Annotated in this window: 26 protein-coding genes, 1 tRNA gene and 3 pseudogenes; 17 read left to right on the top strand and 13 right to left on the bottom strand. The window is 71.4% G+C overall.

Going from position 1 to position 26498, the window contains the following annotated elements:
• The first annotated feature begins 64 nt into the window (after window positions 1-64).
• Window positions 65-1072, top strand: a complete 1008-nt coding sequence (locus tag ACFC79_RS29630) for a recombinase family protein (protein ID WP_376246283.1) — start codon at window positions 65-67, stop codon at window positions 1070-1072.
• Here ACFC79_RS29630 and ACFC79_RS29625 read toward each other — a convergent pair.
• Window positions 1058-1603, bottom strand: a pseudogene (locus ACFC79_RS29625) (heme-binding protein). The gene ACFC79_RS29630 and the pseudogene ACFC79_RS29625 overlap by 15 nt on opposite strands.
• A gap of 568 nt (window positions 1604-2171) precedes the next feature.
• On the opposite strand from ACFC79_RS29625, the gene ACFC79_RS29620 reads away from it, so the two are divergent.
• Both ACFC79_RS29620 and ACFC79_RS29615 read left to right on the top strand, forming a co-directional pair.
• Complete coding sequence (locus tag ACFC79_RS29620; RefSeq protein WP_376246330.1) at window positions 2172-3503, top strand: sensor histidine kinase; 1332 nt, start codon at window positions 2172-2174, stop codon at window positions 3501-3503.
• A pseudogene (locus tag ACFC79_RS29615) lies at window positions 3500-4129 on the top strand (response regulator). Before ACFC79_RS29620 ends, ACFC79_RS29615 begins: the two are co-directional and overlap by 4 nt.
• A 16-nt stretch (window positions 4130-4145) precedes the next feature.
• On the opposite strand, the gene ACFC79_RS29610 reads toward ACFC79_RS29615, so the two are convergent.
• Window positions 4146-4514, bottom strand: coding sequence for a hypothetical protein (locus ACFC79_RS29610; protein WP_376246280.1), 369 nt, complete (start codon window positions 4512-4514; stop codon window positions 4146-4148).
• Window positions 4507-5499: a hypothetical protein gene (locus ACFC79_RS29605; RefSeq protein WP_376246277.1), complete on the bottom strand. Its 993-nt coding sequence runs from the start codon at window positions 5497-5499 to the stop codon at window positions 4507-4509. The genes ACFC79_RS29610 and ACFC79_RS29605 overlap by 8 nt, the downstream gene beginning before the upstream one ends.
• 118 nt (window positions 5500-5617) lie before the next feature.
• Between ACFC79_RS29605 and ACFC79_RS29600 the strand changes: the two genes are divergently transcribed.
• Window positions 5618-6115 (top strand): hypothetical protein, encoded by a 498-nt coding sequence (locus ACFC79_RS29600; RefSeq protein ID WP_376246275.1) that lies wholly within the window; start codon window positions 5618-5620, stop codon window positions 6113-6115.
• Window positions 6116-6257: 142 nt separating this feature from the next.
• Here ACFC79_RS29600 and ACFC79_RS29595 read toward each other — a convergent pair whose 3' ends face one another.
• From ACFC79_RS29595 to ACFC79_RS29585, 3 genes are all read right to left on the bottom strand, one after another.
• A complete protein-coding gene (locus ACFC79_RS29595) occupies window positions 6258-6938 on the bottom strand; it encodes a pentapeptide repeat-containing protein (protein ID WP_376246272.1) in 681 nt (226 codons plus the stop codon).
• A 101-nt stretch (window positions 6939-7039) separates the two neighbouring features.
• On the bottom strand, window positions 7040-7516 hold the full coding sequence (locus tag ACFC79_RS29590) for a GNAT family N-acetyltransferase (protein ID WP_376246270.1): 477 nt from the start codon (window positions 7514-7516) through the stop codon (window positions 7040-7042).
• Window positions 7517-7589: 73 nt separating this feature from the next.
• Complete coding sequence (locus ACFC79_RS29585) at window positions 7590-8549, bottom strand: aminoglycoside phosphotransferase family protein (protein ID WP_376246327.1); 960 nt, start codon at window positions 8547-8549, stop codon at window positions 7590-7592.
• A 24-nt stretch (window positions 8550-8573) separates the two neighbouring features.
• Here ACFC79_RS29585 and ACFC79_RS29580 point away from each other — a divergent pair.
• Window positions 8574-9215, top strand: a pseudogene (locus ACFC79_RS29580) (rhomboid-like protein); the annotation flags it as partial.
• Between the two features lie 254 nt (window positions 9216-9469).
• A complete protein-coding gene (locus ACFC79_RS29575; RefSeq protein ID WP_376246267.1) occupies window positions 9470-10870 on the top strand; it encodes an NAD(P)/FAD-dependent oxidoreductase in 1401 nt (466 codons plus the stop codon).
• Window positions 10871-11018: 148 nt separating this feature from the next.
• Here ACFC79_RS29575 and ACFC79_RS29570 read toward each other — a convergent pair whose 3' ends face one another.
• The 3 genes from ACFC79_RS29570 to ACFC79_RS29560 form a co-directional block, all read right to left on the bottom strand.
• On the bottom strand, window positions 11019-11444 hold the full coding sequence (locus tag ACFC79_RS29570; protein ID WP_376246265.1) for a hypothetical protein: 426 nt from the start codon (window positions 11442-11444) through the stop codon (window positions 11019-11021).
• A gap of 40 nt (window positions 11445-11484) precedes the next feature.
• Complete coding sequence (locus ACFC79_RS29565; protein ID WP_376246262.1) at window positions 11485-12831, bottom strand: hypothetical protein; 1347 nt, start codon at window positions 12829-12831, stop codon at window positions 11485-11487.
• Window positions 12832-13189: 358 nt separating this feature from the next.
• The gene (locus ACFC79_RS29560; RefSeq protein WP_376246259.1) at window positions 13190-13849 is read right to left on the bottom strand and encodes a hypothetical protein; all 660 of its coding nucleotides are present in this window, start codon (window positions 13847-13849) and stop codon (window positions 13190-13192) included.
• A 170-nt stretch (window positions 13850-14019) separates the two neighbouring features.
• On the opposite strand from ACFC79_RS29560, the gene ACFC79_RS29555 reads away from it, so the two are divergent.
• From ACFC79_RS29555 to ACFC79_RS29520, 8 genes are all read left to right on the top strand, one after another.
• Window positions 14020-14511, top strand: coding sequence for a hypothetical protein (locus tag ACFC79_RS29555; protein WP_376246256.1), 492 nt, complete (start codon window positions 14020-14022; stop codon window positions 14509-14511).
• 342 nt (window positions 14512-14853) lie between these two features.
• The gene (locus ACFC79_RS29550; RefSeq protein WP_376246253.1) at window positions 14854-15372 is read left to right on the top strand and encodes an inorganic diphosphatase; all 519 of its coding nucleotides are present in this window, start codon (window positions 14854-14856) and stop codon (window positions 15370-15372) included.
• 290 nt (window positions 15373-15662) lie between these two features.
• On the top strand, window positions 15663-16193 hold the full coding sequence (gene crcB, locus ACFC79_RS29545) for a fluoride efflux transporter CrcB (protein ID WP_376246324.1): 531 nt from the start codon (window positions 15663-15665) through the stop codon (window positions 16191-16193).
• Window positions 16190-16537 (top strand): DUF190 domain-containing protein, encoded by a 348-nt coding sequence (locus tag ACFC79_RS29540; protein ID WP_376246251.1) that lies wholly within the window; start codon window positions 16190-16192, stop codon window positions 16535-16537. Before crcB (ACFC79_RS29545) ends, ACFC79_RS29540 begins: the two co-directional genes overlap by 4 nt.
• Window positions 16534-16908: a fluoride efflux transporter CrcB gene (crcB, locus tag ACFC79_RS29535; RefSeq protein WP_376246248.1), complete on the top strand. Its 375-nt coding sequence runs from the start codon at window positions 16534-16536 to the stop codon at window positions 16906-16908. Before ACFC79_RS29540 ends, crcB (ACFC79_RS29535) begins: the two co-directional genes overlap by 4 nt.
• 107 nt (window positions 16909-17015) lie before the next feature.
• The gene (locus ACFC79_RS29530) at window positions 17016-17354 is read left to right on the top strand and encodes a PadR family transcriptional regulator (protein ID WP_376246246.1); all 339 of its coding nucleotides are present in this window, start codon (window positions 17016-17018) and stop codon (window positions 17352-17354) included.
• Entirely contained in the window at window positions 17351-18313 is a 963-nt protein-coding gene (locus ACFC79_RS29525; protein ID WP_376246243.1) for a hypothetical protein, read from the top strand. The genes ACFC79_RS29530 and ACFC79_RS29525 overlap by 4 nt, the downstream gene beginning before the upstream one ends.
• A gap of 233 nt (window positions 18314-18546) precedes the next feature.
• Window positions 18547-18960: an NUDIX hydrolase gene (locus tag ACFC79_RS29520; protein ID WP_376246241.1), complete on the top strand. Its 414-nt coding sequence runs from the start codon at window positions 18547-18549 to the stop codon at window positions 18958-18960.
• Between the two features lie 168 nt (window positions 18961-19128).
• On the opposite strand, the gene ACFC79_RS29515 is transcribed toward ACFC79_RS29520, so the two are convergent.
• A tRNA-Thr gene (locus tag ACFC79_RS29515) sits at window positions 19129-19202 on the bottom strand.
• A 183-nt stretch (window positions 19203-19385) separates the two neighbouring features.
• On the opposite strand from ACFC79_RS29515, the gene ACFC79_RS29510 reads away from it, so the two are divergent.
• The 3 genes from ACFC79_RS29510 to ACFC79_RS29500 all read left to right on the top strand — a co-directional run bounded on the left by ACFC79_RS29510 (window position 19386) and on the right by ACFC79_RS29500 (window position 22041).
• Window positions 19386-20522 carry an ABC transporter ATP-binding protein gene (locus tag ACFC79_RS29510; RefSeq protein ID WP_376246238.1) on the top strand — a complete coding sequence of 379 codons (1137 nt, stop codon included), beginning with the start codon at window positions 19386-19388 and terminating at the stop codon, window positions 20520-20522.
• A 237-nt stretch (window positions 20523-20759) separates the two neighbouring features.
• The gene (locus ACFC79_RS29505; protein ID WP_376246235.1) at window positions 20760-21173 is read left to right on the top strand and encodes a hypothetical protein; all 414 of its coding nucleotides are present in this window, start codon (window positions 20760-20762) and stop codon (window positions 21171-21173) included.
• A 157-nt stretch (window positions 21174-21330) separates the two neighbouring features.
• On the top strand, window positions 21331-22041 hold the full coding sequence (locus ACFC79_RS29500) for an NDP-sugar synthase (protein WP_376246232.1): 711 nt from the start codon (window positions 21331-21333) through the stop codon (window positions 22039-22041).
• Between the two features lie 149 nt (window positions 22042-22190).
• Here the strand turns inward: ACFC79_RS29500 and ACFC79_RS29495 are convergent, their stop codons facing one another.
• From ACFC79_RS29495 to cysS, 3 genes are all read right to left on the bottom strand, one after another.
• A complete protein-coding gene (locus tag ACFC79_RS29495; protein WP_376246229.1) occupies window positions 22191-23894 on the bottom strand; it encodes a DoxX family membrane protein in 1704 nt (567 codons plus the stop codon).
• 114 nt (window positions 23895-24008) lie between these two features.
• Window positions 24009-24965, bottom strand: a complete 957-nt coding sequence (gene rlmB / locus ACFC79_RS29490) for a 23S rRNA (guanosine(2251)-2'-O)-methyltransferase RlmB (protein ID WP_376246226.1) — start codon at window positions 24963-24965, stop codon at window positions 24009-24011.
• A gap of 82 nt (window positions 24966-25047) precedes the next feature.
• Entirely contained in the window at window positions 25048-26451 is a 1404-nt protein-coding gene (gene cysS, locus ACFC79_RS29485; RefSeq protein ID WP_376246223.1) for a cysteine--tRNA ligase, read from the bottom strand.
• Window positions 26452-26498 lie beyond the last annotated feature (47 nt).

Raw genomic sequence — 26498 nt, 5'->3', positions numbered from 1 at the left:
CGTTCTCACTTAAAAGTGGGACAGACTCCCTTCTGAGACTTGCATTGTGCGAAAATCCGGGCCCATGACGGACCCTCAGCGGCCTTCCCCGACCGACCGGTCGGACGCCGACGACGTCGAACAGCACACCTGCCCGAAGTGTGACGCCCAGCCCGGCTCGCCCTGCCGCTCGCGCGGCGGCGCGGTCGCCTCCGCCTACCACACCCGCCGCTTCACCATGGTGCCCCGGCTGAAGAAGGCGCTGCGGGTGCCGACCCCGGCGGACCGCGGTCCGGGGCGGCCGTGGCGGCCGGGCACCCCGCCGTCGGCGCCGGCCGACCCGGACCTACCGAGCGCGGACATCCGCATCGGATACGCGCGGTGCTCGCCCCTCGGGCAGGAACTCGACTCCCAGCTCGACGCGCTTAGCAAGCACGGCATCCCGAGGGACAAGATCTTCAGCGAGAAGATCAGCACCCGCGTCCGCGTCCGCCCCCGGTTCGAGGAGGCGCTGAGGATGGTGCGGGAGGTCAAGGCGCACGCCCCGCACTGCCGGGTCATCTTCACCGTGTACGAGATGAAGCGGCTCGGACGTGACGCCGCCGAGCTCACCGCGCTCGCCGACCACCTCACCGCGCATGGCCTGGTGCTGGAGATGCTGGCCGGGCCCCTGCCCGGCATCTACGACCCCACCGGGCCTGGCAAGCTACTGTTCGCGTTCTTCGCCGCGATGGCGGAGACCGAGAGGGAGAACATTCGGGAGTCGACGCTGGAGGGGCTCGACACCGCGGCCCGCAAGGGCAAGCACGGCGGCCGGCCGCCGGTCATCACCGAGGACATGCTGCATACCGTGCTGCGGCGCCGCGCGGGCGGCGAGTCCGTCGAGCAGATCCAGCCCGATCTGATCATCCCCACCGGCAAGCGCAAGGGTCAGAACCCCTCCGTCGCCAGCATCTACCGGGCACTCGCCGAGCACGAGAAACGGGCGGCGTACCCCGAAGCCGTCGCCCAGGCGCACGACGACTTCGCCGCCCTCACCGGCAGCGAGGTTCCTGAACCTCACACAGAAGCCAAGGCCCTAACGACACGCTGAGTTACTTGTCACTTCGCGGAAGCTTCGGGAGAACAGGGCCGCAACGCCGATGGCCGCCACCGGGGCGCCCTTGACCTGGACCGGGGCGCCGCCCGCGAGGAACAGGGTGCCGGGGATGTCCTTGAGCGTCGGGGCCTGCTCCAGCCGCTCGGCCAGTTCGGAGGTGGGAGCGTTTCAGGAGACCGCCGTGAACGCCTTCTTCGCCGCGGCCTCGTAGGACTGCGGGCCCGCGCCGTCGCCGCGCAGCGTGACGATGGTGTTGCCGTTGCGGTCGACGACGGCGACGGAGACCCGCTGGTTCTCCTTCTTCGCGGCGTCGAGGGTTGCCTGCGCGGCCCTGGTGGCGGCGGCCACCGTCAGGTGGGTGGTCTGCTGGAGGTTGCGGTTCGAGGTGTCGGCCTTGACGGCGGCCGCGGGCGCGGCGGCCGGGCTGGAGGCACTGGCGGACATCGCACCGAAGGTTCCGGCGCCGACGGCGGCCACGGCGACGGCACCGGTCAGGACACGAGCACGCAGCGACAGCTTCTTCATGGTGGACTCCTTCTACGAATTCGTGATTCGGTGAACTCGGATTTCGACGCATTCGGGATTCGACGAAGAATCCGGACTCGACGAGGAATCGAGACTCGGCGGAGAGCCGGGTTTCGGCGGAAAGCCGGGTTTCGGCGAATTCGACGGCAGTGGACGAGCTCCTTGCGCTCTGCCATCGATCCTCCGGCCGGTTCCGCCCCTGCGCGGTCGACGAACCGGCTCGATCCGACGCGCGGATCGGCCGACGGCGCCATCGGCCGATCGGTTGATGCGGGTGTGGCCGTCCCGGGTGACCATGGGTGTGTCTGTGCAGGTCAACAGCATCGACATGAAAGTGAGCAGCGAGGGGCGCGAGGTGAAGGAGCACCAAACCCGGTCGGCACCCGGCCCCGATGAGGGGCGGACGGGCGACGGAACCGCGGGGTGGCCGGACCACGGTGCCGCGGGAAGGCCCGACACCGTGTCCGACCGCCATTCCGGCGTCGCGGCCGACAGGTGTGCCGCAGATGCCGATACGCACAGGGCGGACACGATCACCGCTACGCACGGGACGGACGGCTTCAGCGGCATGCACGGGGCGGATGCCTTCGCCGATACGCACGGGACGGACGACTCCGACGACCCGGATGCCCGACGGCTCATGTTCCTGATGCACGCCGCGTTCTTCATGCTCCTCGGCGCCTCGCTGGCCCGCTTCCTGCTGCGGCACCCGGGCGAGGCACGTACCCCGTGGATCATCGCGCTGTCGGTCGCCCTGGCCGTGCTCTACGTGCTCGGGCCGGTGCTCGGATCGCGTCCGACACCGCGCAGCCTGGTGTGGCTGGGGGTGCTGGTCGCCGTGTGGATGGTGGTGGTCGTCCTCGCGCCGAGCTTCGCCTGGTGTGCGGTCCCGCTCTTCTACACCGGGCTGCGGATTCTCCCGCCACGGGCCGCGCTCGCACTCGTCGCCCTGCTCACGCTCCTCGTCGTCGCCGCACAACTGCGCCTGGCCGGCGGCTTCGACCCGAACCTGGTGCTCGCCCCGCCCGCCGTGGCAGCCGTCGCAACGGCGGTCTTTGTCCATATGCAGCGCCAGGCCGTGCGCCAGCGCGAACTGTCCGAGCGGCAGCGCGAACTGTCCGAGCGGCAGCGCGAACTGATCGACGACCTGCTGCGCACCCGCCGCGAACTCGCCGCCACCGAACGTCGCGAAGGCACCCTCGCCGAACGTCAGCGGCTCTCGATGGAGATCCACGACACCCTCGCCCAGGGCCTGTCCAGTCAGCAGATGCTGCTCCAGGCCGCCGACCGGACCTGGGACGCCGATCCGGCCACCGCCCGTCGCCACATCCGTACGGCGACGGGCATCGCGGAGTGCAATCTCGCCGAGGCCCGCCGCTTCGTCCACGACCTGGCACCGGCCGACCTGGCTGAGGGCGGCGGGCTGGAGGCGGCCCTGCGCACGCTGGCCGCCCGTGAGACGGCACAGGCGCAGGGGCGGCTCAGCGTCCGCTGCCATGTGGAGGGGGAACAGGTGGAGGGGGAACAGCACGCCGTGCTGCCCGACCGCGTGCAGTCCGCCCTGTTGCGCATCGCCCAAGGGGCGCTTGCCAACGTCAAGGAGCACGCACACGCGACGGAGGCTGCCCTGACGCTGACCCATCTCGACGACCAAATCGTCCTGGACGTCGCCGACGACGGCCAGGGCTTCGTGCCGGCCGGCAGCACCGAACGCACCGCGGGCGTACGCGGCCACGGACTGCCCGCGATGCGGGCCAGGCTGCGGCAGCTCGGCGGCACGCTGACGATCGAGTCGGCCCCGGGCGAGGGTACGGTGCTGTCCGCCGCCGTCCCGCTCACCCCGGCACCCGCCCCTGCCCCCGCACCCACTCCCGCTCCGGCCCCGGAGGACCTCGCATGAACGCGCCGCCGCCCGTCCGCATCCTGCTCTGCGACGACCACGCGGTGGTACGTGCCGAACTGCTCGCCCTCCTCGGCAGCGAACCGGACATCGAGGTCGTCGGGGAGGCGGGCAGCGGGTAGGAGGCCGTCGCCCTTGCCGCCAGGCTCGGCCCCGACGTCGTTCTGATGGATCTCCAGCTCGGCGAGGGCATCGACGGTGTCGAAGCCACCCGCCGGATCTCCGCCACCGGCGTCCACGTGCTGGTCCTCACCACGTACGACACGGATGCCGACATCACCCGTGCCATCGAGGCGGGCGCCACCGGCTACCTGCTGAAGGCCGAACGGCCGGAGGAACTCTTCGCCGCCATCCGCTCGGCCGCCCAGGGCCGCACCACCCTCTCCCCGCCCGTGGCCAGTCGCGTCATGGCCCGGATGCGCAGCCCCCGGCCCACTCTCACCGAGCGCGAACTCGACATCCTGGCCCAGCTCTCCCAGGGCCTGGGCAACCGGGACATCGCCCGCGCCCTGTTCATCAGCGAGGCCACGGTCAAGACCCACCTGGGCCGCATCTACGACAAACTCGGCATCGATACCCGCGCGGGCGCCGTCGCCGTGGCGAAGGAACAGCGGCTGTTGCCGTGACCGGTCTCCCGGCGGCTCAGTCGCGGTGCTCGAAGAGTTCATCGACGGCCGACGCGGTGATCGCACGGTCGAACCATGTGCCCAGCACCTCCAGGTCCCGGCACGCATCGATCCGTTCCCGGGCCTCTTCCGTAACGGCCACGCCACGCCACGCCAGGATGTACGACACGAGCCGCGCCCGCTCGGCCACCTGAGCCTCCGCCATGACCTCCGCCATGACCTCCGCCCGCCCCTCCCGCCGTCCTTCCTCGCGGAAGCTCTCGGCGACGTAGCCGCGGAAGTGGCTGAGACACCTGCAGACCGAGCCCTCCGGGGGCGCCACCGGCTGAGAGGGCAGGGGCGCCGGCCCCGACGGGACCGGCGGGACCAGCGGCAGGTCAGTCACGGCCCAGGAGTTCATCGGTCGTCTTCGCCGTGAACGCCCGGTCGACCCAGAGGTCGAGCGTCCGCAGGTCACGGCACGAACCGATCCGCTCCCGGACGGCGTCGCTCACGTCCACACCCCGGTGGTCCAGCAGTCGCAGCACACTCTGGGCACGCTCCTTCGCGACGCCTTCCTCACGTCCTTCCTCACGTCCCTCCTCACGCCCCACTTGACGTCCTTCTTCGCGCCCCTCCTCACGCCCCTCTTCACGCCCCTCTTCACGCCCTTCTTCGCGTCCTTCTTCACGCCCCTCGTTGCGGAAGCTCTCGGCGACGATGCCGCGGAAGTGGCTGAGGCTCGTGCTCATCAAATTCCTCCAGATCTCGCGGGCCGGAGTGTCACCCAGACCAGCCTCGGTGAATTCGGCGAAGACCGCCGCAGCATCGGCGTCCGTGGTCTCAAGCGCCACGGCCAGGGCTTTCAGTATGGCAGCGATGTCCCGATCATTACCATGTGTGATCGCCGAGAACACGGCCATCGGGATGTCCTCGGCGGCCTGCACGGCATCCGTCACGAAAGGTACGTTGTGCGGCCCCAGGACCAGCGGGAAGACAGCGAGGCTCGGGTGCTTCTCCAGCCCGATACGAATCGGTTCGGCCGCCCATTCGGCGGTCGACTTGTCCCGGCAGACGACCAGCAGCACCGGCGGATACCGGAACTTCGCGTACAGGTGAGCCAGGTAATACGCCCAGCTGCTCCGCTTCTCCGGGTCCTTCCTGCCCTGTGCTTCGATCGCCAGTAAGTAGCAACTGCCGCCCACGACGTCGATCCGCAGCAGCGTGTCCACATGCCGTTCGATCGGACGCATCTCGGTCAGGTCCGTGTCCATGAGAGAGACAGCGACCGGTTCCGGGAAGGGAACGCCCAGCGCCCGGAAAGCACTGGTGAACAGCGTCGGATTCTCCTGGAAAATCCGATGCTGCGCTTCATGAGGTGAACTGACCATGGACAAAAAACTATGCACTCGGCATATGCCAAAGCCGCTTTTTCGCCTGCCTACCACCCGATCGAGATCACCGGCCGCCCCGTCGTTGACGGCCCCGTGGGCGTGGGACCATCGAACCGTGCTCGACATCGGCTACTCCCTCTCCAGGCGCTTCCCCGATCCGCCGCAGACCGACTACCGCCGCGCGGACGTCCACGCCCTGCGGCACGACCTGTTCTCCGGGGACGTCTACCTCGCGGACACCAAGGCGGACCGCGAACTGTCCACAGCCTGGGGATGGGTGCCGGTGCTCGACTTCGCGTGGGCGCTGTGCGACATCGTCGAGCGGATCGACCAGGATCCGCGCGGCAGCCGCTCGCACCGGCGGCAGTACGCCGAGCTGGACTTCACCGAGTCGTCCGACGTGATGTACTTCGAGCGCCGCTTCGGCTGGGTGGACATCGAGGCCGACTGGATGCCGGGCGACGAGCCCCCGCTCACCTTCAGCCACTCGCTGCTGCGCCGCGAGGCCCGCGATTTCCTGCACGACCTGATCGCGGACCTGGCCGACCTGCACGACGGCCTCGCCGACAACCCCGCGATCTGGGACCTCCAGGCTCGTTTCCCCCGCATCTGACCTGCTTCCGTGCCCGAGCCGTACCCACCCCGTACCCGAGCCGTACCCACCCCGGGCGCGCCCCGTACCCACCCCGGGCACGGGGCGAATCGCCCGTGCCCGCACCTGCGCGTGCACCCCACGCCCCGCCCCGCTCCCTCGGTTACGCCTCCACCCGCACCCCGATCTGCGCGGCGAACGCCGGCGCCAGCTCCATCAGCTGGGACGGACTGATCACCGCCCCCGACAGCCGCTCCACGCCCCGGGCGATGTCCAGCTCGGCAACCGCCCGCAGGTCCACCGACTCCATCCGGGCGGAGCTGAAGTCGGCCCGTCTCAGCACGCAGTCACGGAACTCCACCCGCACGAGCTGCGCCCCCGCGAAATCCGGCTCGGACAGCACGCAGCCCTCGAACACCACGTCCTTGAGCCGTGCCTTCCGCAGGTTCAGATAATCGATCTTCCCGCCGCGCACCAACACCCGCTCCAGCACCGCGCCGTGCAACTGCACCCCGCCCAACCGCGCGTCCACCACCTCCACGTCGCGCAGCGACGCGCCCGCGAGGTCCGTACCCACTCCCCGCACACCGGTCAGCACCGAGTCGATGAAGCGGGCGTTGCCCAGATCCGCTCGGTCCAGGGCACAGCCGTCCAGCGCGCAGTCCATGAACCGGGCCCCCGGGCCCGACTCGTCCGCGAGGTCCGTCCCGCCGAAGCGCAGGCCGTCGTAGTCCCCGTCCGGCGCCAGGCCCTCACCGCCGTACGGCACCAGCGGGGGCAGCCGCACCTCGGGCCGCCGGGCCGCCGCCACGGTGTCCTGCTTCTTCCTGCTGTTCTGCGCCATGGGGTCCATCGTGGCCCACGGCACCGACAACGAACGGCGGCACCGACACACGGCTCCGCAGGCCGAGCCGGTCCGCGGCCCACCGTGCGCCGGTCCGCGACCTACCGCGCGCCGAGTTCCGCCAACGCCTTGTCCGTCAACCGGTACACCGTCCACCCGTCCTGCGGGCGCGCGCCCAGGGACTCGTAGAACGCGATGGAGGGGGCGTTCCAGTTCAGCACCGACCACTCCAGGCGCTGGTAGCCGCGCTCCGCGCAGATCCGCGCCAGCTCCGTCAGAAGCGCCTTTCCGTGCCCGCCGCCCCGCCGCTCCGGCCGTACGTACAGGTCTTCCAGATAGATTCCGTGCACCCCGCGCCAGGTGGAGAAGTTCAGGAACCACAGTGCGAAGCCGATCACCTCGCCGTCGTCGTCCGACTCGGCGATGTGCGCGTACGCGGCGGGCCGGTCGCCGAACAACGCCTCGCGCAGCTGCTCCTCGGTGGCGTTCGCCTCGTGCAGGGCCTTCTCGTAGTCGGCCAGCTCACGGATCATCGCGTGGATGGCAGGAACGTCGGCCGGTGTGGCGGTACGAATCATGAGGGCAGCGTAACGACCTGGGGAGCAACGGGGATCGGGCTCCCTCCTGCTCCCCGGGTCGTAGGCGCGCCCCTCACCGACCCCGTCCCCGCCCTCGTCCCCGCCCCAGCAACTGCCGCGCGATCTCCGCCTGTTCCGGTGCCAGCTGCCGATCCCCGTCCTCAACCGCCCACAGCCCGTTCTGCAGCAGTCGGCCCAGCGTCCAGGCCCGCGCCCGCTCCCGGTCCAGGCCCAGCACGTCGGTCATCAGGTCGAACCGCCACCGCACCGCCACCACGTCGAACCGATTGACCAGCGCCGGAAGCAGTTCGAACGCCGGATCGCCCACCAGCGGCTTCGGATCGATGGCCACCCACCGGCCCCGGCCCGCCCCGCCCCTCTCCCCTTCCTCCTCGCCGGCCAGCACGTTCCCGTAGTGCAGGTCCCAGTGCAGCAGCCGGTCCCCCGGCTCCGCCGCGACCTCCCGCACCGCCGCCGCGCAGTCCGCCAGCAGCCGCCGCTCCTCCGCGTCCGCCAGCGCGGACACCGCCTGCGGCGTCCGGGCCACCATCCGCACCGCGACGTCCCCGAGCCGCCGCAGCCCGCATCCTGCCGGAGCCGGTACGGACGACAGCCCGGCGAGCACCCCGGCCAGAACCCGCACCGCCTCCCGCCCGTCCGCCACCTCCGCCAGCGATCGCCGCCCGTCCAGCCGCTCCAGCAACAGCGTCCCCGTCGCCGCGTCGTGGTCGAGCAGGGCCACGGCCCCCGCGCCCGCCTCGCCCCACACCCGCAGCGCGACCGGCTCCCCCGCCGTCTCCTCGTCCACCGGCTGGAGCTTCAGAGCCGCCCGGCGGCCGTCCGCCACCCGCACCACCGGAAGCACCAGCGCGCACACCCCGTGGAACGCCGCGCCGTCGCGCCGGAGCCCCCACCGTTCCAGGAACTCGGCCGCCCGCCCCGGCAACGCCGCGAGAAACGCCCGCCCGGCCGCCCCGTTGTACTTGGACTGGGTGGCGATCAGTTCGTCCGGAATGTCGATCACGCGGACGATCCCAGAACCGTGCGTCAATCGGATATGCCCCCCAGCAGCCCCGCCCCGCCCGCCCGGTCGGCCGACAGCATCGGCTCGCGGCTCCGCGGCATCGGCTCATGGATCCGCCGCGCGCCCGGCACGTACCTCTGGCTGGCCGCGCTCTTCGTCACCACCGTGATCGTCCACCAGATGTCGCCGGACTTCGAGGAGGAGTTCCTGCGGCAGCGGTCCACCAACATCCACGAGCTCTCCCAGGACCCGGTGCGCGTTCTGATCGCCAGCGCCTTCTGGATCGACGGCGGCCGGTGGCTCCCCTCCGCCGTGCTCTACACCGTCTTCCACGCCCGCGCCGAACACTGGCTCGGCACCTTGCGCTGGCTCGCCGTGGCCCTCTCCGCGCACGTCCTCGCCTCCCTCTTCAGCGAGGGCGCCCTGGCCTGGGCGATCCGGCACGGACACGTACCGCAGTCCGCGGCCAACACGCTCGACATCGGCATCAGCTACGCGCTCGCGGGAGTCGTCGCCGTCCTCACCTACCGGGTGCCGGCGCCCTGGCGGCACGTGTACCTCTTCGCCGTCCTCGTCTTCTACGGCGTCCCGCTCATCGCCGGCCGCTCCTTCACCGACCTCGGGCACTTCATCGCCGTGCTCATCGGCCTCGCCTGCTACCCCCTGACCCGCAACAGGCCCGACCCCGGAACCGGCCCGCAGCCGTCCGGTCGCGGCCCGTGCACCGGAGCCGACACGGGACGAAAACCCCTCCGGCGCAGTAACCTCCCGCTCCGGAGAAAGCTGGGGAGGTCGGGAAGCCGGGGAAGATCGGAACAAGCCGGAGAACTCCGGAACACCGGGGGAACCGGAGGAACCGGCGGCACGCACGTCAGCACGCATCCGCACACACCATCGCAGGTCTTCACACCGGACGAAGCAGGGGCAGCATGAGCACCGTCAGCACCGTCAACGGCGGCATATCCTTCTGGTACGCGGACCAGGGCACGCCGCCCGCCCGGGAGCCCCTGCCCGGCGACAGCAGCGCCGATGTCTGCATCGTGGGCGGCGGCTATACCGGGCTGTGGACGGCGTACTACCTCAAGAAGGCCGTCCCCTTCCTCAACATCACCGTCCTCGAAGCCAAGTTCTGCGGCTACGGTGCCTCCGGGCGCAACGGCGGCTGGCTCTACAACGGCATCGCCGGGCGCGACCGCTACGCGAAGCTGCACGGCCACGAGGCCGCCGTCCGGCTCCAGCAGGCGATGAACGACACCGTCGACGAGGTTGTGCGCATCGCCGCCGAGGAGGACATCGACGCCGATGTCCACCAGGGCGGGGTACTCGAAGTCGCTTACACACCGGCACAGTTGGCCCGGCTCAAGGACTTCCACTCAGTCGAGGTCGCCTTCGGCGAGACGGACCGCGTACTGCACGGCGCTCGCGAGACCTGCGCGCGCGTCAACGTCACCGGTGCCGTCGGCTCCACCTGGACCCCGCACGGTGCGCGGCTGCACCCGGTCAAACTCGTCAAGGGCCTGGCCTCGACGGTCGAGGCGCTCGGCGTCACCATCCACGAGTCGACGCCCGTCACCGCCATCGAGCCCAAGCACGCCCGCACCCCGTACGGCACCGTCCGCGCCCCGTACGTCCTGCGGTGCACCGAGGGCTTCACCGCGAACCTCAAGGGCCAGAGACGCACCTGGCTCCCCATGAACTCCTCGATGATCGCCACCGAGCCGCTTCCCCCGACCCTCTGGGACGCCATCGGCTGGGAGGGCCGCGAGACCCTCGGTGACATGGCCCATGCCTACATGTACGCCCAGCGCACCGCCGACGACCGCATCGCGCTCGGCGGACGCGGCGTCCCGTACCACTTCGGCTCGGCCACCGACAACGACGGCCGCACCCAGCGCGCGACCATCGAGGCGCTGCGCGACATCCTCGTCCGCCTCTTCCCCGTCACCGCGGGTGTCCGCATCGACCACGCGTGGTCGGGGGTCCTCGGCGTCCCCCGCGACTGGTGCGCCACGGTGGCCCTCGACCGCTCCACCGGCCTCGGCTGGGCCGGCGGCTACGTCGGCTCCGGCGTCGCCACCACCAACCTCGCCGCCCGTACCCTGCGCGACCTGATCCAGCAGGACTCCGGTCAGTCCGGCCCCACCGAACTGACCACGCTGCCCTGGGTCGGCCACAAGGTCCGCAAATGGGAACCCGAACCCTTCCGCTGGCTCGGCGTGCACGGCATGTACGCCGCCTACCGGGCCGCCGACCGCAGGGAACTCAGCTCGCCCCGCCCCGGCACCGACCCGGTCGCGAAGGCGGCGGACCGGCTGGCCGGACGGCACTGAACCCCGCGCCACGAGCCCCGGCAGAAACCCACGGCCCCGGCAGAGACGCACGGACCCGACGGAGCCCCACGGCCCCCGACGGACGAACGGTCCTCCGCCACCGGAGGGGTGGCGGAGGACCGGGTGGGTCAACGGGGCGGGAACCGCGTCACTGCACGCTGCAGGCGCTCTTCCCGTGGCAGGACTCGGGCTTGGGCTTCGGCTCGGAGCAGTGCTTGCCATGGCACGGCTTCTTCTTCTGGACGTCGATGCGGGCCTGGTCCTGGGGAGACCGGACGGTGCCGCCCTCGGCCGTGGCCACCGCGGTGTTGGTCACCCTGCCGCGTTCCGCGTCGGCGCGGGTGACGGTGTAGGTACCGGTGCAGGTGGTGCTGTCACCGGGCTGCCCGGCCGGCGCGAGGGTGGTCGCCTCGCAGGTCACCCCCGTCACGTGGTCGTCGTTGATGGCTAGCGCAGTCAGTTCCTGGGGGCCGGTGTTGGTGACGGTGTACGTGTACGTCACCTCGTCGCCGGGCACGTACACGCGGCTGTCGTCGGCCGACTTCTCCAGGCGGAGCCCGGGGCCGGACTGCACGGGAAGGGTGACGTCGTCCGGGGGCGATTCGACCGGTGTCTCACCGGCCTGCCCGTGCGCGACGGCGGTGTTCGTGACCGAGCCCCGTTGTGCGTCGGCCTCGGTGACGGTGCACCTGCCGGTGCAGGTACACCGTCTCGCCGACGCCGAGCGTGGTCCGTGGGCAGGTGATGCCGGTGACCCGGTCGTCGGTGACCCGCACGTTCGTCAGCGGAACGCTGCCGCTGTTGGTCACCACGTACTGGTAGGGCACCTCCGTGCCCGGCGTCAGCGGGGTCGGCAGCGGCGGTTCCGCCGCGACCTGCTTGACCAGGTTGAGCTGGGGCAGCGGGGCCGCCGGATGGACGCTGACGTTCCGGATGAGGTGGACGTCGGTGAACAGGCCGGTCGACGCGGCGAAGCCGAACTTGTAGCTGGAGGGCACTGGTTGGGGCGCCGGGGTCGACAGGACCTGCTGGACGCCGCGACCGTCGTGGAAGTCGATCGAGACCGTGACCACCGGGTCGGGCGACGGGGACACCTCGACGGTCACCGTGCGGCGCGACGGCTCCAGCAGCGCCTCGGCCTCCTCGGGGGTGGACCCGGGCGGCAGGGACGTCGTGGGTCCCTGCAACTGCCCCGGCAGTGTGGAGGGCCAGGGTCCCGTCGTCGAGAAGTTGCTGGTCGTCGCGGTGAGGAAGCAGTAGCCCTCGGTGCCGTTGCCCGGGCCCCGAAGGGTCACCATGTTCGGTCCGGGCGCCGGGACGTGGAAGGACGTACCGGCCGGGGAACGGGTGGCGCAGCCGTTGCCGCGGTGTTCCCAGTCGCCGAAGTAGTTGCCGAGCACGTCCAGGCCGACACCCAGGTAGCCGTGGTCGACGCCCGGCAGGAGGGTGGCGTTCGGGTCGTCGTCGGGAAGCTTCTGCGCGTAGCCGAGACTGCCGCCGAAGGCGCCGGGCGCGGTCAGCGACGCGGCGCCGTCGATGAGGAAGAACGAGATGCCGTCGGCCGGCGGATTGGTCGTACCGCCGTACTGCCACTGGTCGAAGGTGGTGACCAGCCCCTGGTTGGCGGGGACCGCGTGGTTGTACAGCACCGCCGCCGACTGGTCGTTGGACGCGTCGGTCAGCCGCAGGTAGCCGTGCGGCGCGGCGTTGTCCGGCGGGACCGGACCGGTGGCGCCGGCCGGGCAGCCGGTGAGCGGATGCGTGCCGGGGCCGGGAGCGGGGGCCTGGGGCGCACCCGTCAGGCAGGCGGGGCCGAATGCCTCGAATTCCGCGTCCGCCTCGGCCCCGGTGAACGTCTCGTCCACCAGTGGCACGCCCGCGGGCTGAGCGGCCGCCGTCTGCCCCGGCAGCCCCAGCCCGGCGGCCACCATGGCGAGGACGCCGATCCCGCCCGCCGTCAACCGACTCAGTCTGCTGGGCCCACGGCTTCTGCCTCTGCCCGGGGCACGGAAATGTCTCGGTCTCATGCCGGGAAAGACAGGGACGCATCGCGGCGACCGGACATGACACGTCCCGTGTCCGGCCACCGCCCTACGTCCGGCGTACGCATCCGAATGACGGCCCGCACCAACAGGGCGATCACGCGGATAACTCGACTTTTACGCCCGGCAGTTGGCCGTCGACACCACCGCCGACCCGGGGGACGACCTCCGCCCGCCGGATCGACGCCCCTCCTCCTGACGCGCCGTCATACTCCTCACCACGCCCCCCTCCGGCCCCCTCCGGCCCCCGTCCGGCGTTCATCGGCCGGCGCGCGAATCAGGCCTTGGTGGTGCAGATCGCGTTGTACGGCCGACCGGGGCTCGGGAACAGCTCGATCGGGTTGTCGGTGCCCGAGGGGCACTCCTCGGGCTTCTTCGTCAGGGCGAGCACCTTGAACACGCCGCTCTTCCCGCTGCCGCAGGGCACTTCCTTCGCCTGGTCGTTCACGCAGTCGCCCTTCACCAGCTGGCCACCACCCGCCCCGGCATCACCGGGGTGGGCGCCGGTCAGGTTCCGGCCGCAGACGGTCTTGCTGGGTATACCGGCGCTCGCGCTGGAACCGAAGGAGACCTTCACCGAGATGATCACGTCCGTGCCGGCCGGACACTGGATCGAATCGGCGAAGATGGCCCCGTCCTTGATCTCCAGGGCCTTGATCGTGGCCTTGGAGTCGTCGCAGTCGAGCGCCTGGTAGGCGTCCTTCGACTCCTTCTCGTCGGGCCCGGCACAGTCGCCGACCTTCCAGTCCTTGGGCTTGTGGTCGGCGGACGCCGAGGAGTCGGTCCCGTTGCAGGCCGTGGCGGCCCCGAGGACGAGTGCGACGAGCAACGCCGCCTTCGAGCACTCCCGGAGAGTCCGGCGAGGGCCGCGTCGCCGCGCGGAGACATCGCCTTCCGGGCCGGCGCTCAGGGGGTGCGTGCTGCCATGGACTCTCATGCTGCTCCTTGGATCCGGGATGCGACAGGGCCCGCGTGGCGCTCGGTACGGCCTCGCGCGGCGACCCGCGCGCGTAAGGACGACATAAAAGTGCACGGCGGTTCCGGCACCCGGGAGACTGGGTCGCCCAACCGCCGAAGGAAGAAAGCAGAGAAGAGAGTGGGGGGCGCATGACGACCTGGGGACTGGTCATGGAGACGACCGTGGGCTCCGCCGAGCGCAAGCACACCGAGGCGTGCGTGCTCGCGCACGTGGACGGAACGCGCGAGGAGGCCCTGCTGGAGCTGGAGCGACGCGCCCGGAGCCATACGCCGGATCACCCCTGGAGCCCGAAGCGGCGTCGGCTCTTCCGGGAGAACGACGGCTTCCTCCTGGTGCTCGACGGCGCCTGGCGTTCGTTCAGCACCCGGTTCACCGTGGCGGAGCTCCTGGAGGACAGCGACGCGCCCGAACCGGAACCCGAACCGGAGCCCGAGCCGGAACCGGAACCGGAACCTCGAACCTATTTCGCCGACGCGACGACACCCACCCCCTCACCGGCGAGATCCGCCCGACGGAGCGCCGGACGGGCGGCCGAGCCCCCGGCCGAGCAGCATGTGGAACGGGACGCGGACGGAGTGCCCGTACGACCGGCCTGGCTGGGACGCGCCGACCTGTCGTGACGCCACCGGGCCGGGCGGCGACCCTCGCCCCCGGAGCCGCCGCATCCCTTCGCCCTCACGAATTCATCCGCGTTTCCCCGCTTTTCCCTACATTCCCCTACATATGCCCCGATCGGGCGTACCGAGCCCCTGCCGTGCTGCCGGGAGCCGGGGAGGAGACCGACGATGTACGGGAGGCGCGCAGGGAGACGTGCGCCTCGCGGGCCGGCGACGGCGCTCGCCCGGCAGCGTCCCGGACCACAGGTCCCGTCGGCCCCGGCCGTCACGCCGCCCGCGTGACAACCGCCGCGCGCGTCCGGCGCACCCCGCACGATCACGGCCGGCACGGCCCAGGAGGCGGTCATGGAGTTCGACGTGATGGTGGAGATCCCCCGGGGATCCCGCAACAAGTACGAGATGGACCACACGCTGCACCGCATCCGACTGGACCGGATGCTGTTCACCTCCACCAAGTACCCCGCGGACTACGGCTACATCGAGGGAACGCTGGGCCGCGACGGCGATCCGCTCGACGCCCTCGTGCTGGTCGGCGAACCGACGTTCCCCGGCTGCGTCATCGAGTGCCGGGCCGTCGGCATGTACCTCATGCGGGACGAGAAGGGCCCCGACGAGAAGGTCCTCTGCGTCCCCGCCCACGATCCGCGCCACGCCGCCGTGCGGGACATCGACGACATCCCGACGTTCGACAAGCTGGAGATCACCCACTTCTTCGACGTCTACAAGGACCTCGAACCCGGCAAGTCCGTCGAGGGATCCCATTGGGAGGGACGGGACTCCGCCTACGCGGAGATCGAGGCGTCGCGCGTCCGCGCCCGGGAAGCGCACGCCGCGGGAACCGGACCGGCCGCACCCCGGCCCTGAACCCCGCCGCCGCCTCGCCGTGACTCCGCCGTACGGCCCGGGAGGTTACGGCCCGAGGAGCAAGAGGGAGCTGGCGCCGTCTTGCTTCCCCGGTCGTTACCGGTTGCGGCACCCGGTAGCCTGGTCGCAGCGGTGGCCTCGCGGCCGTCGCACGGCGGTGGGGCCCGCCGTACCCGAACCGCGGCGACGGCGCCGCCAACGGTCCCTACTTGCGAAGCGCACCGTACGTGTTCCCGTACGGTCCCGTGCCCGGCGAGTAGGAGACCCCCGTGGAAGAGCCCCGGACCCCGATGCTGAACGACCCCGCCGACCCCGCGGACCCCTCAGATCGCGCGGATCCCGCAGACCCCGCGAACCCCACGGCTCCCGACCCGGCCCCCGACGCCGGTGTCCGGGCCCCCGACCGGCGCGGGCCGACGCAACCCCGCCAGGGACCCGTGATCGCCGTCGTCTCGCTCGGCGGCGCGATCGGGGCGTCCGCGCGCTACGGGGCATCGCTGCTGTGGCCCACGGCGCCCGACGCCTTCCCCTGGACGACCCTGATCGTCAACATCGTCGGCTGCGCGGTCATCGGCGTCTTCATGGTGGTGATCACCGACGTCCGGGCGGCGCACCGGCTGGTGCGCCCCTTCTTCGGCACCGGCGTCCTCGGCGGATTCACCACCTTCTCCACCTACGCCGTCGACGTCCAGCGCCTGGTGGACGGACGGGAAGCCGGTACCGGCCTGGCCTACCTGGCCCTCACCGTGTTCGCCGCCCTGGCCGCCGTCTGGCTCGCGGTCGCCGCGACGCGCCGCGTCCTCACCTGGAGGCAGCCGTGAGACTCACCGGCTCTGCACTGCGTGTGACCGTCTTCGTCGGCGAGACGGACATGTGGCACCACAAGCCCGTCTACACCGAGATCGTCCACCGTGCCCGCCGCGCCGGCCTGGCCGGCGCCTCCGTCTTCCGCGGCATCGAGGGGTTCGGGGCGTCCTCCCTCATCCACACGGTCCGGCTGCTGTCCCTGAGCGAGGACCTGCCGGTCGCCGTCGTGATCGTGGACACCGAGGAACGCGTCCGGGCCTTCCTCCCGCAACTCGACGAACTCGTCGCGCAGGGCCTGGTCATCCTCGACGCCTGCGAGGTCATCCGCTACACCGGCCGCGACAAGGGGGAACAGTGAACTGGCTGCTCGTGATCGCGGGGGCCATGGTCGGCGCCCCGCTGCGCTACCTCACCGACCGCACCGTCCAGTCCCGCCACGACAGCCTCTTCCCGTGGGGCACCTTCACCATCAACGTCGCGGGCTCCCTGATCCTCGGACTGGTCACCGGAGCCGCCGCGGCCGGGGCGGCCTCCGCCCACGTACAGCTCCTGCTCGGCACCGGCCTGTGCGGCGCCCTGACGACGTACTCGACCTTCTCCTACGAGACGCTGCGCCTCGCCGAGGACGGGGCGCGCTTCTACGCGGTGGCCAATGTCGTGGCGAGCGTGGCGGCCGGGCTCGGGGCCGCGTTCACCGGCGCGGCCCTCGCCCGCGCCCTCTGGCCCTGACCGCCCCGCACCTGCACCCGTGCCCGGGTGCTCCACGCCGGTGTACTCCACGCCGGTGTGCTCCACGCTCGTGACATTGGTGTGCGGCGCACAGTATTGTGCGGTGCGTGCCCACCGAGGAACCACCCCTGAGCCAGGCCCAGGAACTGCGCCGCGGCACGGTCGTGCTGGCCTGTCTGACACTGCTCCGGACACCGCAGTACGGCTACGCGCTCCTGGTGACGTTGAACGACGCCGGGGTCACCGTCGACGGCAACACGCTCTATCCGCTGCTGCGCCGGCTAGAGAAGCAGGGCCTGCTCACCAGCGAATGGAACACCGATGAGTCGCGGCCCCGGAAGTTCTACCGGGTGAGCCCCGAAGGCGCCCGGGTGCAGACCGGGCTCGTCCGCGAGTGGCAGGACCTCGTCGCCTCGATCGCACGACTCACCAAGGAGAACGGATGAGTACGACCTCGCTGACCGAGCGCTATGTGCAGGAGGTCGTCCGGCGCATTCCGGCCGGCCAACGTGACGACATGGCCGAGGAATTACGCACCACGATCGCCGACACCGTCGAAGCACGGGACGCCACCGATGCCGCAGCCGCGGAGCGCGAGGTGCTGACGGAGATGGGCGACCCGATCCGCCAGGCCGCCCGGTACGCGGGCCGGCCGATGGCACTGATCGGGCCGGAGTTCTACCCGGCGTACGTACGGCTGGTGACGCTTCTGCTGACGACCGTGCTGCCCGCGGTCACCGGCATCACCGTGGCGCTCGACATCCTCGACGACAACGGCCTCGGCTCGGCGATCGGCACCGGCATCGGCACGGTGTTCGCGGTCGGCGGCCAGATGATCGCCTGGCCGACCCTGGTGTTCGCCCTGGTCGAACGGGGCCGGAGCAAGGACGGACGGGCTGCGGCGAAGGCCAGGCCGTGGACCCCCGACGACCTGCCCGAACCCCGGCAGCGGGACACCACCGGCACGGCGGCGGCCTGCGCCTCGGTGGTCTGGCACGCCCTGCTGGCCGGGACGATCGTCTGGCAGCACGTCGCCGAGCCGTACCGGGCGAGCGGCACCGGCCGGGAGGCCGAGCACCTGCAGATCCTCGACCCCGGTCTGTGGTCCGGCTGGATCTGGCCGGTCCTGGCTGGACTCGTCGGGCTCGTGACCGTCGAGCTGGTCCGGATCGCCACACGCGGCTGGACAATCCGGACGGCCGGCTGGTACACCGCAGCCCAGGCCGCTGTCACGCTGCCCCTCGCCTCGCTGCTCCACCACCAGGCGTTCTTCAACCAGGACTTCCTGACCGACTTCAACAAGGACTGGACGACTCCGAACGCGTTCTACGACGCCGTCGCACTCGTCGTCCTCGCCTCCGGCGCGGCCTCGGTGGTCAGGCGCTTCCGTTCCGCCCGGGGCTGAGTGCGCCCCGGGCCCGAGTGCCACTCCGACGACCGAGTTCACCGAGCGCGCACGCATCGGTCGGCTCCCGGACCGCACCCACCGCATGAACCCGCTCCTCGCAGCCCGAATATCCGCCCTCCCCCGTACGGGAAGCAGGCCCCATGAAGCCCGAGTAGCCTGAAATCCGGCACTTCGCTCCCTGCCGTCGAGACGTCCTCCCCACCGGTCCTGGCAGTCCAGGAGGCGTAGACGTGACCCCACAGAACGCAGAGCAGCAGTCAGGCATCGCCGTGGCCGTCGTCGTCCGGGAGGGGCGCGTGCTCATGGTGTGCCGCCGGGTCGGCGAGGGGCGGCTCTCATGGCAGTTCCCGGCCGGTGAGGTCGGGCCCGGCGAGACCCCCGAGGACACCGCCGTGCGGGAGACCCGGGAGGAGACCGGCCTGGACGTGGCCGCCGTGAAGTCGCTCGGCGGGCGGGCCCATCCGGTGTCGGACCGTCTGATGTCGTACACGGCGTGCGAGGTGGTGGGCGGTACCGCCCACGTCGCGGACACCGAGGAACTGGCCGAGCTCGCCTGGGTCGCCCACGGCGAGATCCCGCAGTACGTGCCCCACGAGCTGTTCGGGCCGGTACAGGAGTACCTGGACGCGGCCCTGCAATCCTGACCGGCCCTGCGAGTTCTTCGTACCGTCCCCACGGGCCCCGGCCGAAGCCCCAGCTGAGACCGGAACCGAGACCGCAGACACCCGCGCGGCCCGCTCCCGACGCCGCCGCCGCGTCCGCTGAACGAAAGAAGCCCAGCTCGGAGCGCATCCGATCTGGGCTTCTCGCCGAGCCCCCTGTCGGATTCGAACCGACGACCTACGCATTACAAGTGCGTTGCTCTGGCCAGCTGAGCTAAGGAGGCGTGCCGGAGCAGTGTAACCAACACCGCCGCGTGCCAGGTTCCGGATTTTCCCTCCCTTCGAACTGCTGACAGATTCCACATGTCCAGGTAGCGTCGCTGGGGATTCGCCCAAGTGGACCAGACCACTCCACTCCCTACTCGGATCGTCCGGCACGTTCCTGCCGGTGGAGGAGAAGATTCAGCATGGCCAGTGTCACGTTCGACAAGGCGTCCCGCGTCTACCCCGGCTCCACGAAGCCGGCCGTGGACCAGCTGGAGATCGACATCGCAGACGGTGAGTTCCTCGTCCTCGTCGGTCCTTCCGGTTGTGGCAAGTCGACCTCCCTGCGCATGCTCGCGGGGCTTGAGGACGTCAACGGCGGCGCCATCCGCATCGGCGACCGCGACGTCACGCACCTGCCGCCGAAGGACCGGGACATCGCCATGGTGTTCCAGAACTACGCGCTCTACCCGCACATGACCGTCGCGGACAACATGGGCTTCGCGCTCAAGATCGCCGGTGTCAACAAGACCGACATCCGGGCGAAGGTCGAAGAGGCCGCCAAGATGCTGGACCTCACCCAGTACCTGGACCGCAAGCCGAAGGCGCTCTCCGGTGGTCAGCGCCAGCGTGTCGCGATGGGCCGCGCCATCGTGCGTGAGCCGCAGGTCTTCCTCATGGACGAGCCGCTGTCGAACCTCGACGCCAAGCTCCGTGTCTCCACCCGTACGCAGATCGCCTCGCTCCAGCGCCGTCTGGGCATCACGACCGTGTACGTCACGCACGACCAGGTCGAGGCCCTCACCATGGGCGACCGGGTCGCGGTCCTCAAGGACGGTCTGCTCCAGCAGGTCGACTCGCCGCGCAACATGTACGACAAGCCGGCGAACCTCTTCGTGGCCGGCTTCATCGGCTCCCCGGCCATGAACCTGGTCGAGGTCCCGATCACCGACGGCGGCGTGAAGTTCGGCAACAGCGTCGTCCCGGTCTCCCGCGAGGCGCTCAAGGCCGCCGCGGACAAGGGCGACACGACCGTCACGGTCGGCATCCGCCCCGAGCACTTCGACATCGTCGAGCACGGCGGCGCCGCCGCGAAGTCGCTCACGAAGGACAGCTCCGACTCCCCGGCCGGCCTGGCCGTCTCGGTCAACGTCGTCGAGGAGCTCGGCGCCGACGGCTACGTCTACGGCTCCGCGAAGGTCGGCAGCGAGGACAAGGACCTGGTCGTCCGCGTCGGCGGCCGCGCCGTCCCGGAGAAGGGCACCAAGCTGCACGTCGTGCCGCGTCCGGACGAGCTGCACGTCTTCTCGACCTCGACGGGTGCGCGCCTCACCGACTGACGCCGACGCACGCACGCACGCCCCGGCTCCCACGGCGGCCCCGCACGTTTCCTCGTGCGGGGCCGTTCGCGCGCCACGGGCCGGCTCCGGGTTTGAATCCGCGTGGCACCGAATCCCCTTCCGCTCCGGGTGCTCCACCGCTCGGCGTCAACGAGGAAATCGAAAAACACCCCCGAACCATCCCCCGCAAGGGTGACAAGGTGTCGCCGTTCCATTACCGCCCGCTACGCTCGCTGCGTGACCCACACCGCTCGCCGCATCGGCCGATCCCTCGCCCTCGTACTGCCCGTCGTGATGGTCCTGTCCGGAACCCTCGCCGTCACCAGCGTGCCGTGGGCATCGCACGACTCCGAGCCGCAGGTCCTGGCCGCGTCGGCCCAGGACGTCTCGAAGCGCGCCGAGACGCGCGCCCCGCAGGACGTGCTCCGCGACCGCCTGCTCCTGGAGCTCCGGGAGGAGGACCCGGGCGTCGCCCTGACGGACCTCCAGCGCTCCGTCGAGGGCCGCCCCTCGCTCGCCCGGCACTGCATGTCGATCGCGAAGGCGCTGGGCCGTGCGGCGGTCGAGCACTACGGCCCGACGCGCGCCCACCGGTTCTCCCGCCCCGTCTGCGACACGTCGTTCGCCTCGGGCGTCGCACAGTTCAGCTGACCCGCCGACGGGCCCGTACCCGTCAGCCTGCGCGCCCGCGCGCCACCGGGCCGCGCACCACCGGGCCTCAGTCGCCGGGCCGCCCGGCGCCCCGGCACCGGCCGTACGGCGCCGGGGCCGGACACCACGACACCGGGCACCGCCTATCGTGCCTGGTATGCATACGTATCCGACGCAGGCCGTGATCCTGGCAGGTGGCCAGGGATCACGGCTGCGCCCGTACACAGATGACCGCCCCAAGCCGATGGTCGAGATCCCGGGCACCGGGACACCGATCATCGGCCATCAGCTTTCCTGGCTGGCCGCCGAGGGCGTGACCGATGTCGTGGTGTCGTGCGGTCATCTGGCCGAGGTGCTGCAGGAGTGGCTGGACTCGGCGGTGCTGCCGCTGCACGTGACGACCGTCGTGGAGACCGAGCCCCTGGGCCGCGGCGGCGGGCTGAAGTACGCCGCCGCCAGGCTGCCCGATCCGGCCCAGCCCTGGTACGCCACCAACGGCGACATCTGGACGCGCTTCTCGCTGCGCGAGATGGCCGCCTTCCACGCGGAACGCGACGCGAGCGCCACCCTGGCCCTGGCCCGTCCCCGTATCCCGTGGGGCGCGGTCGAGACGGACGCGTTCGGCCACATCACCGACTTCATCGAGGCGCCACCGTCGCCGTACCTGATCAACGCCGGTGTCTACGTCTTCTCCCCCGCCTTCACCACCATGCTGCCGGACCGCGGCGACCACGAGCGGACAACGTTCCCGAAGCTCGCCCGCGAGCGCAGGCTCGCCGGATATCCGCTGCCGCACGGGGCGTACTGGCGGGCCATCGACACGGCGAAGGACCTGACCGAGGCCGCCAAGGAACTCGACGGCCAGTAGACGGCCGGACACAGGCACGCGCACGCGAACGTGCACGAGAGCGGGCGCGCGAACAAACACGAGAACGCGCACGAGAGCGGGCGCGCCGAGGGGCGGTCGCCGGAGGGGATCCGGTGACCGCCCCTCGTCGTGAGCGGGCGACGGGCGGCTCAGCCGAGCAGGCCGCCGATCGGGTTCTGCCCGGCACCGGACGTGTCGCCGGGCGTGGAGTCGCCATCGTCCGAGGAACCACCCGTGGGGCCTCCGCCGGTGCCCGTGGAGCCCGAGGAGCTCGGGCCGGAGCTGGTGGACGGGGGCTGCTGCGGGGCCGTCTGCTGCGGGGCCTGCTGGACGGCGCCCTGGGTCTCGCTGGGCTGTCCGGCACCGGCGGCCGACCGGCCCTGCTCGCGCCCGGAACCGGCGGGCGGCGTGGACGCCCCCGCGGTCGGGGAGGCGGCGACGCCGCTGCGGGACGGCGAAGGGGTGCGCCCCTCGGGGGTGTGCGAGGCACTGCTGCGGGACTTCTCCGGCAGCGGGGAGCCGGGGAGCTGGTTCGTCGGGTTGCTGTGCGGCCCCGGCACGGTCACGACCCCGGACGAACGGACCGCGCCGCCGAGCATCGAACCCACAAGCAGGGTGAGGCCGACGACCACGGTGGCGACGGCGGAGCCCCGGCGCAGCACCCGGCGACGGAGGTCCCAGATCGGCGAGCGCGGGCCGAGCGTCCGCCACGCCTCACCGGCCAGCCGCCCGTCGAGGGAATAGACGGGGGCGCCCGCGATGATCAGCGGGCTCCAGGCGGCGAGGTAGATGATGTCGGGCGCGTCGTAGACGGCGACACTGCGCCAGCTGACGGTGACCAGCAGGGCGGCGGAGAGCAGCGCCCCGACGAAGGCGGCGACGCGCTGCCACAGGCCGAGGACGGTGAGGACGCCGACGACGACCTGGAGGAAGGCGACGGTGAGTCCGGCGCCCACGGGATGCGAGAGTGCGAAGTCGCGCAGCGGCTCGGCCATCGCCCACGGGTGCAGCGAGTTCAGCCACTTGACCATGGAGCCGCGCTCGCCGCCGTCGAAGTACAGCGGGTCGCACAGCTTGCCCATGCCGGCGTAGATCGAGATGAAACCGAGGAAGACCCGCAGGGGCAGCAGCACCACACCGAGGTTCATGCGGCGCCCGGGGTAGTAGGCGTGCCGTACGGCGTCGCCGCCCTGGCGCCGGTCCCGGGCCTCCGGGTCCTCGCGCCCGTCCTCCTCGTACGCGTTCCCGTACTCGGGGGCGTCGCCGTCGTACGGCCCGGGATCGACCGGGTCGTAGGCGCCGACCGCCCGGCGCATCGGCGGCAGCAGGGGGCCGTCGCCGAACCGGCCCGGCTGCTGGGGCGTGCCGACCACGGGGTTGGGCTGGGTCTCCTCCAGACACTCGATGAGCTGGGTACCGCCCGTGCCGAGCCCGCCGTCGAACTCGTGACCGGACGGGCCGGGGCGGCCCGCGTCGCCGGGCCTGTCACCGGACCGGTCGGCGTAGCGCTCGAAGGAGGCGTCGAAGGCGTCGTACGCGGTGGCCGGACGGCCGACGGTGGAGTCCCGCACCGCCTGGAGGAGTCCGGTGGCGCCGGGGTCACCGGGAGCGGACCTGCCGCTCCACACGACGGGCGCGCGCCTGCCGCGCCCCGCTCCGACGGGACGGCTCATGGCGGGGATCCTGGGCACGCCCGCGGGGGCCAGCCCGCGCAGCCGGGCGCGCTGGCCGGGCGCGAGCTGCACCCGGAAGCTGGCGTGGTTGACGATGACCTGCGCTGGGTCGCAGTCCACCTTGGTCATGCTCAGGGCGGGTAGTTCGTCGAACCGAGGCGTTCTGGTGTCCACACTCATCTAACCGAGTGATGGGTGGTTAGGACACTGCCTTGACGGGCCCGATGTGTCCGAGACCCGTCAATGCCGGCCGGGCGGGGCGGCGGGGCCGGGCGGCCCCGCCGGGACCGAACCTCAGGCCCGGCGCCGCGCGGCCTCGTAGAGCACGATCCCGGCCGCGACTCCGGCGTTCAGCGATTCGGCGCCGCCCGGCATCGTGATGCGGACCCGGTAGTCGCAGGTCTCGCCGACGAGCCTGCCCAGGCCCTTGCCCTCGCTGCCGATGACGACGACGACCGGGCCGCCGAGCGCCTCCAGGTCCTCGACGGTGTGCTCGCCGTCGGCGGCGAGGCCGACGACCGTGAGACCGGCCTTCTGGTAGCCCTCCAGGGCACGGGTCAGGTTGGTCACCCGGGAGACCGGCGTACGGGCGGCGGTACCCGCCGAGGACTTCCAGGCCCCTGCCGTCATCCCGGCCGCGCGCCGCTCCGGCACGACCACGCCGTGGCCGCCGAACGCCGAGACGGAACGGACGATGGCGCCCAGGTTGCGCGGGTCGGTGACGCCGTCGAGGGCGACGATCAGCGGCTCCTCGCCGTTGTCGTACGCGGCGGCGGTCAGGTCCTCCGGGTGCGCGTACTCGTACGGCGGGACCTGAAGGACGAGGCCCTGGTGGTTCAGGCCGTTCGTCATCCGGTCCAGCTCGGCGCGCGGGGCCTCCATCAGGTTGATGTTGCCGCGCTCGCCGGCGAGCCGGAGCGCGTCGCGGACCCGCTCGTCGTTGTCGATGTGCTGCTGGACGTAGAGGGTTGTCGCGGGGACGCCGTCGCGCAGGGCCTCGTAGACCGGGTTGCGGCCGACGACCATCTCGGAGGTGCCCTTGGCGCCGCCACGGCGCGGGGCGGGGCGGCGGCGGGCGGCCTGCTTGGCCTGGGCGTTGGCGATCCGGTTCTTCACGTGACCCTTGCGGGCGGAGGCGGGCGGCGTCGGGCCCTTGCCCTCCAGGCCACGGCGTCGCTGCCCACCGCTGCCGACCTGCGCGCCCTTCTTGTTGGACGTGCGGCGGTTCCTGCGCTGGCTGTTCCCGGCCATGACCTACCTGTTTCGTTGCTGCTCAGACATGCGTACGTATAAGAAGTGTGCCGCCCGGGACGCCGGACGGCACACGGGCGGCCTACTGGCGCGGGCCGAGAGTCCAGCGCGGGCCGGACGGGCTGTCCTCGATGACCAGCCCGGACTGGCCCAGTTGGTCCCGGATGGCGTCGGCGGCGGGCCAGTCCTTGCGGGCGCGGGCCGCCTCGCGCTGGTCCAGGACCAGGCGGACGAGCGTGTCCACGACCCCGTGCAGGTCCTCGCCGCGGTCGGCCTCACCGGCCCAGTGCGGTTCCAGCGGGTCGAGCCCGAGGACGCCGAGCATGGCCCGGACCTCCGCGAGCCGTGCGACGGCGGCCTCCTTGTCGTCGGCGGCCAGCGCGGAGTTGCCCTGCCGAACCGTGGTGTGGACGATCGCGAGCGCCTGCGGGACGCCCAGGTCGTCGTCCATCGCCTCGGCGAAGGCCGGCGGCACCTCGTCGGCCGGGGCGACCTCGCCGCCCGCCTTCTCGACGACGCGCTGCACGAAGCCCTCGATCCGCGCGAACGCGGACTCGGCCTCGCGCAGGGCCTCCTCGCTGTACTCGATCATCGACCGGTAGTGCGGGGTGCCGAGGTAGTAGCGCAGCACGATCGGGCGCCACGCCTTGACCATCTCGCCGACCAGCACCGAGTTGCCGAGCGACTTCGACATCTTCTCGCCGGACATGGTGACCCAGCCGTTGTGCACCCAGTACTTCGCGAACTCGTCGCCGAACGCCTTGGCCTGGGCGATCTCGTTCTCGTGGTGCGGGAAGACCAGGTCGATGCCGCCGCCGTGGATGTCGAAGGCGGTGCCGAGGTACTTGTGCGCCATCGCGGAGCACTCCAGGTGCCAGCCGGGCCTGCCGCGGCCCCAGGGGGTCTCCCAGCTCGGCTCGCCCGGCTTGGACGCCTTCCACATCGCGAAGTCGCGCGGGTCCCGCTTGCCGGTCTCGCCCTCGCCGGACGGCTGACGCAGATCGTCGAGGTCCTGGTTGGAGAGCTCCAGGTAGCCGGGGAAGGAGCGCACGTCGAAGTAGACGTTGCCGTCGGCCGCGTAGGCGTGACCGCGTTCGATCAGGCCCCGCATCATCTCGATCATCTCGGTGATGTGGCCGGTCGCGCGCGGTTCGTACGTGACCGGGAGGCAGCCCAGCGTGTCGTATCCGGCGTTGAACGCCCGCTCGTTCTCGTAACCGATGGCCCACCACGGGCGGCCCTGCTCGGCCGACTTCGCGATGATCTTGTCGTCGATGTCGGTGACGTTGCGGACGAACGTGACGTCGTAGCCGCGGTACTCGAACCAGCGGCGCATGATGTCGAAACTCAGCCCGGACCGGATGTGCCCGATGTGCGGGGCTGCCTGGACGGTCGCGCCACAGAGGTAGATCGAGACACAGCCCGCCGCGAGCGGGACGAAGTCACGAATCTGCCGGGCGCTGGTGTCGTACAGGCGAATAGTCACGCCACAAGGGTAGTGGGCGCGCACCAGTGCCCCGCGACCCCTCGGGG

The sequence above is a fragment of the Streptomyces sp. NPDC056061 genome (assembly GCF_042266885.1).
In the GTDB taxonomy this organism is placed as follows: domain Bacteria; phylum Actinomycetota; class Actinomycetes; order Streptomycetales; family Streptomycetaceae; genus Streptomyces.
The sequence above is the reverse complement of the archived record's forward strand: the minus strand, read 5'-3'. Positions and strand labels throughout refer to the sequence as shown.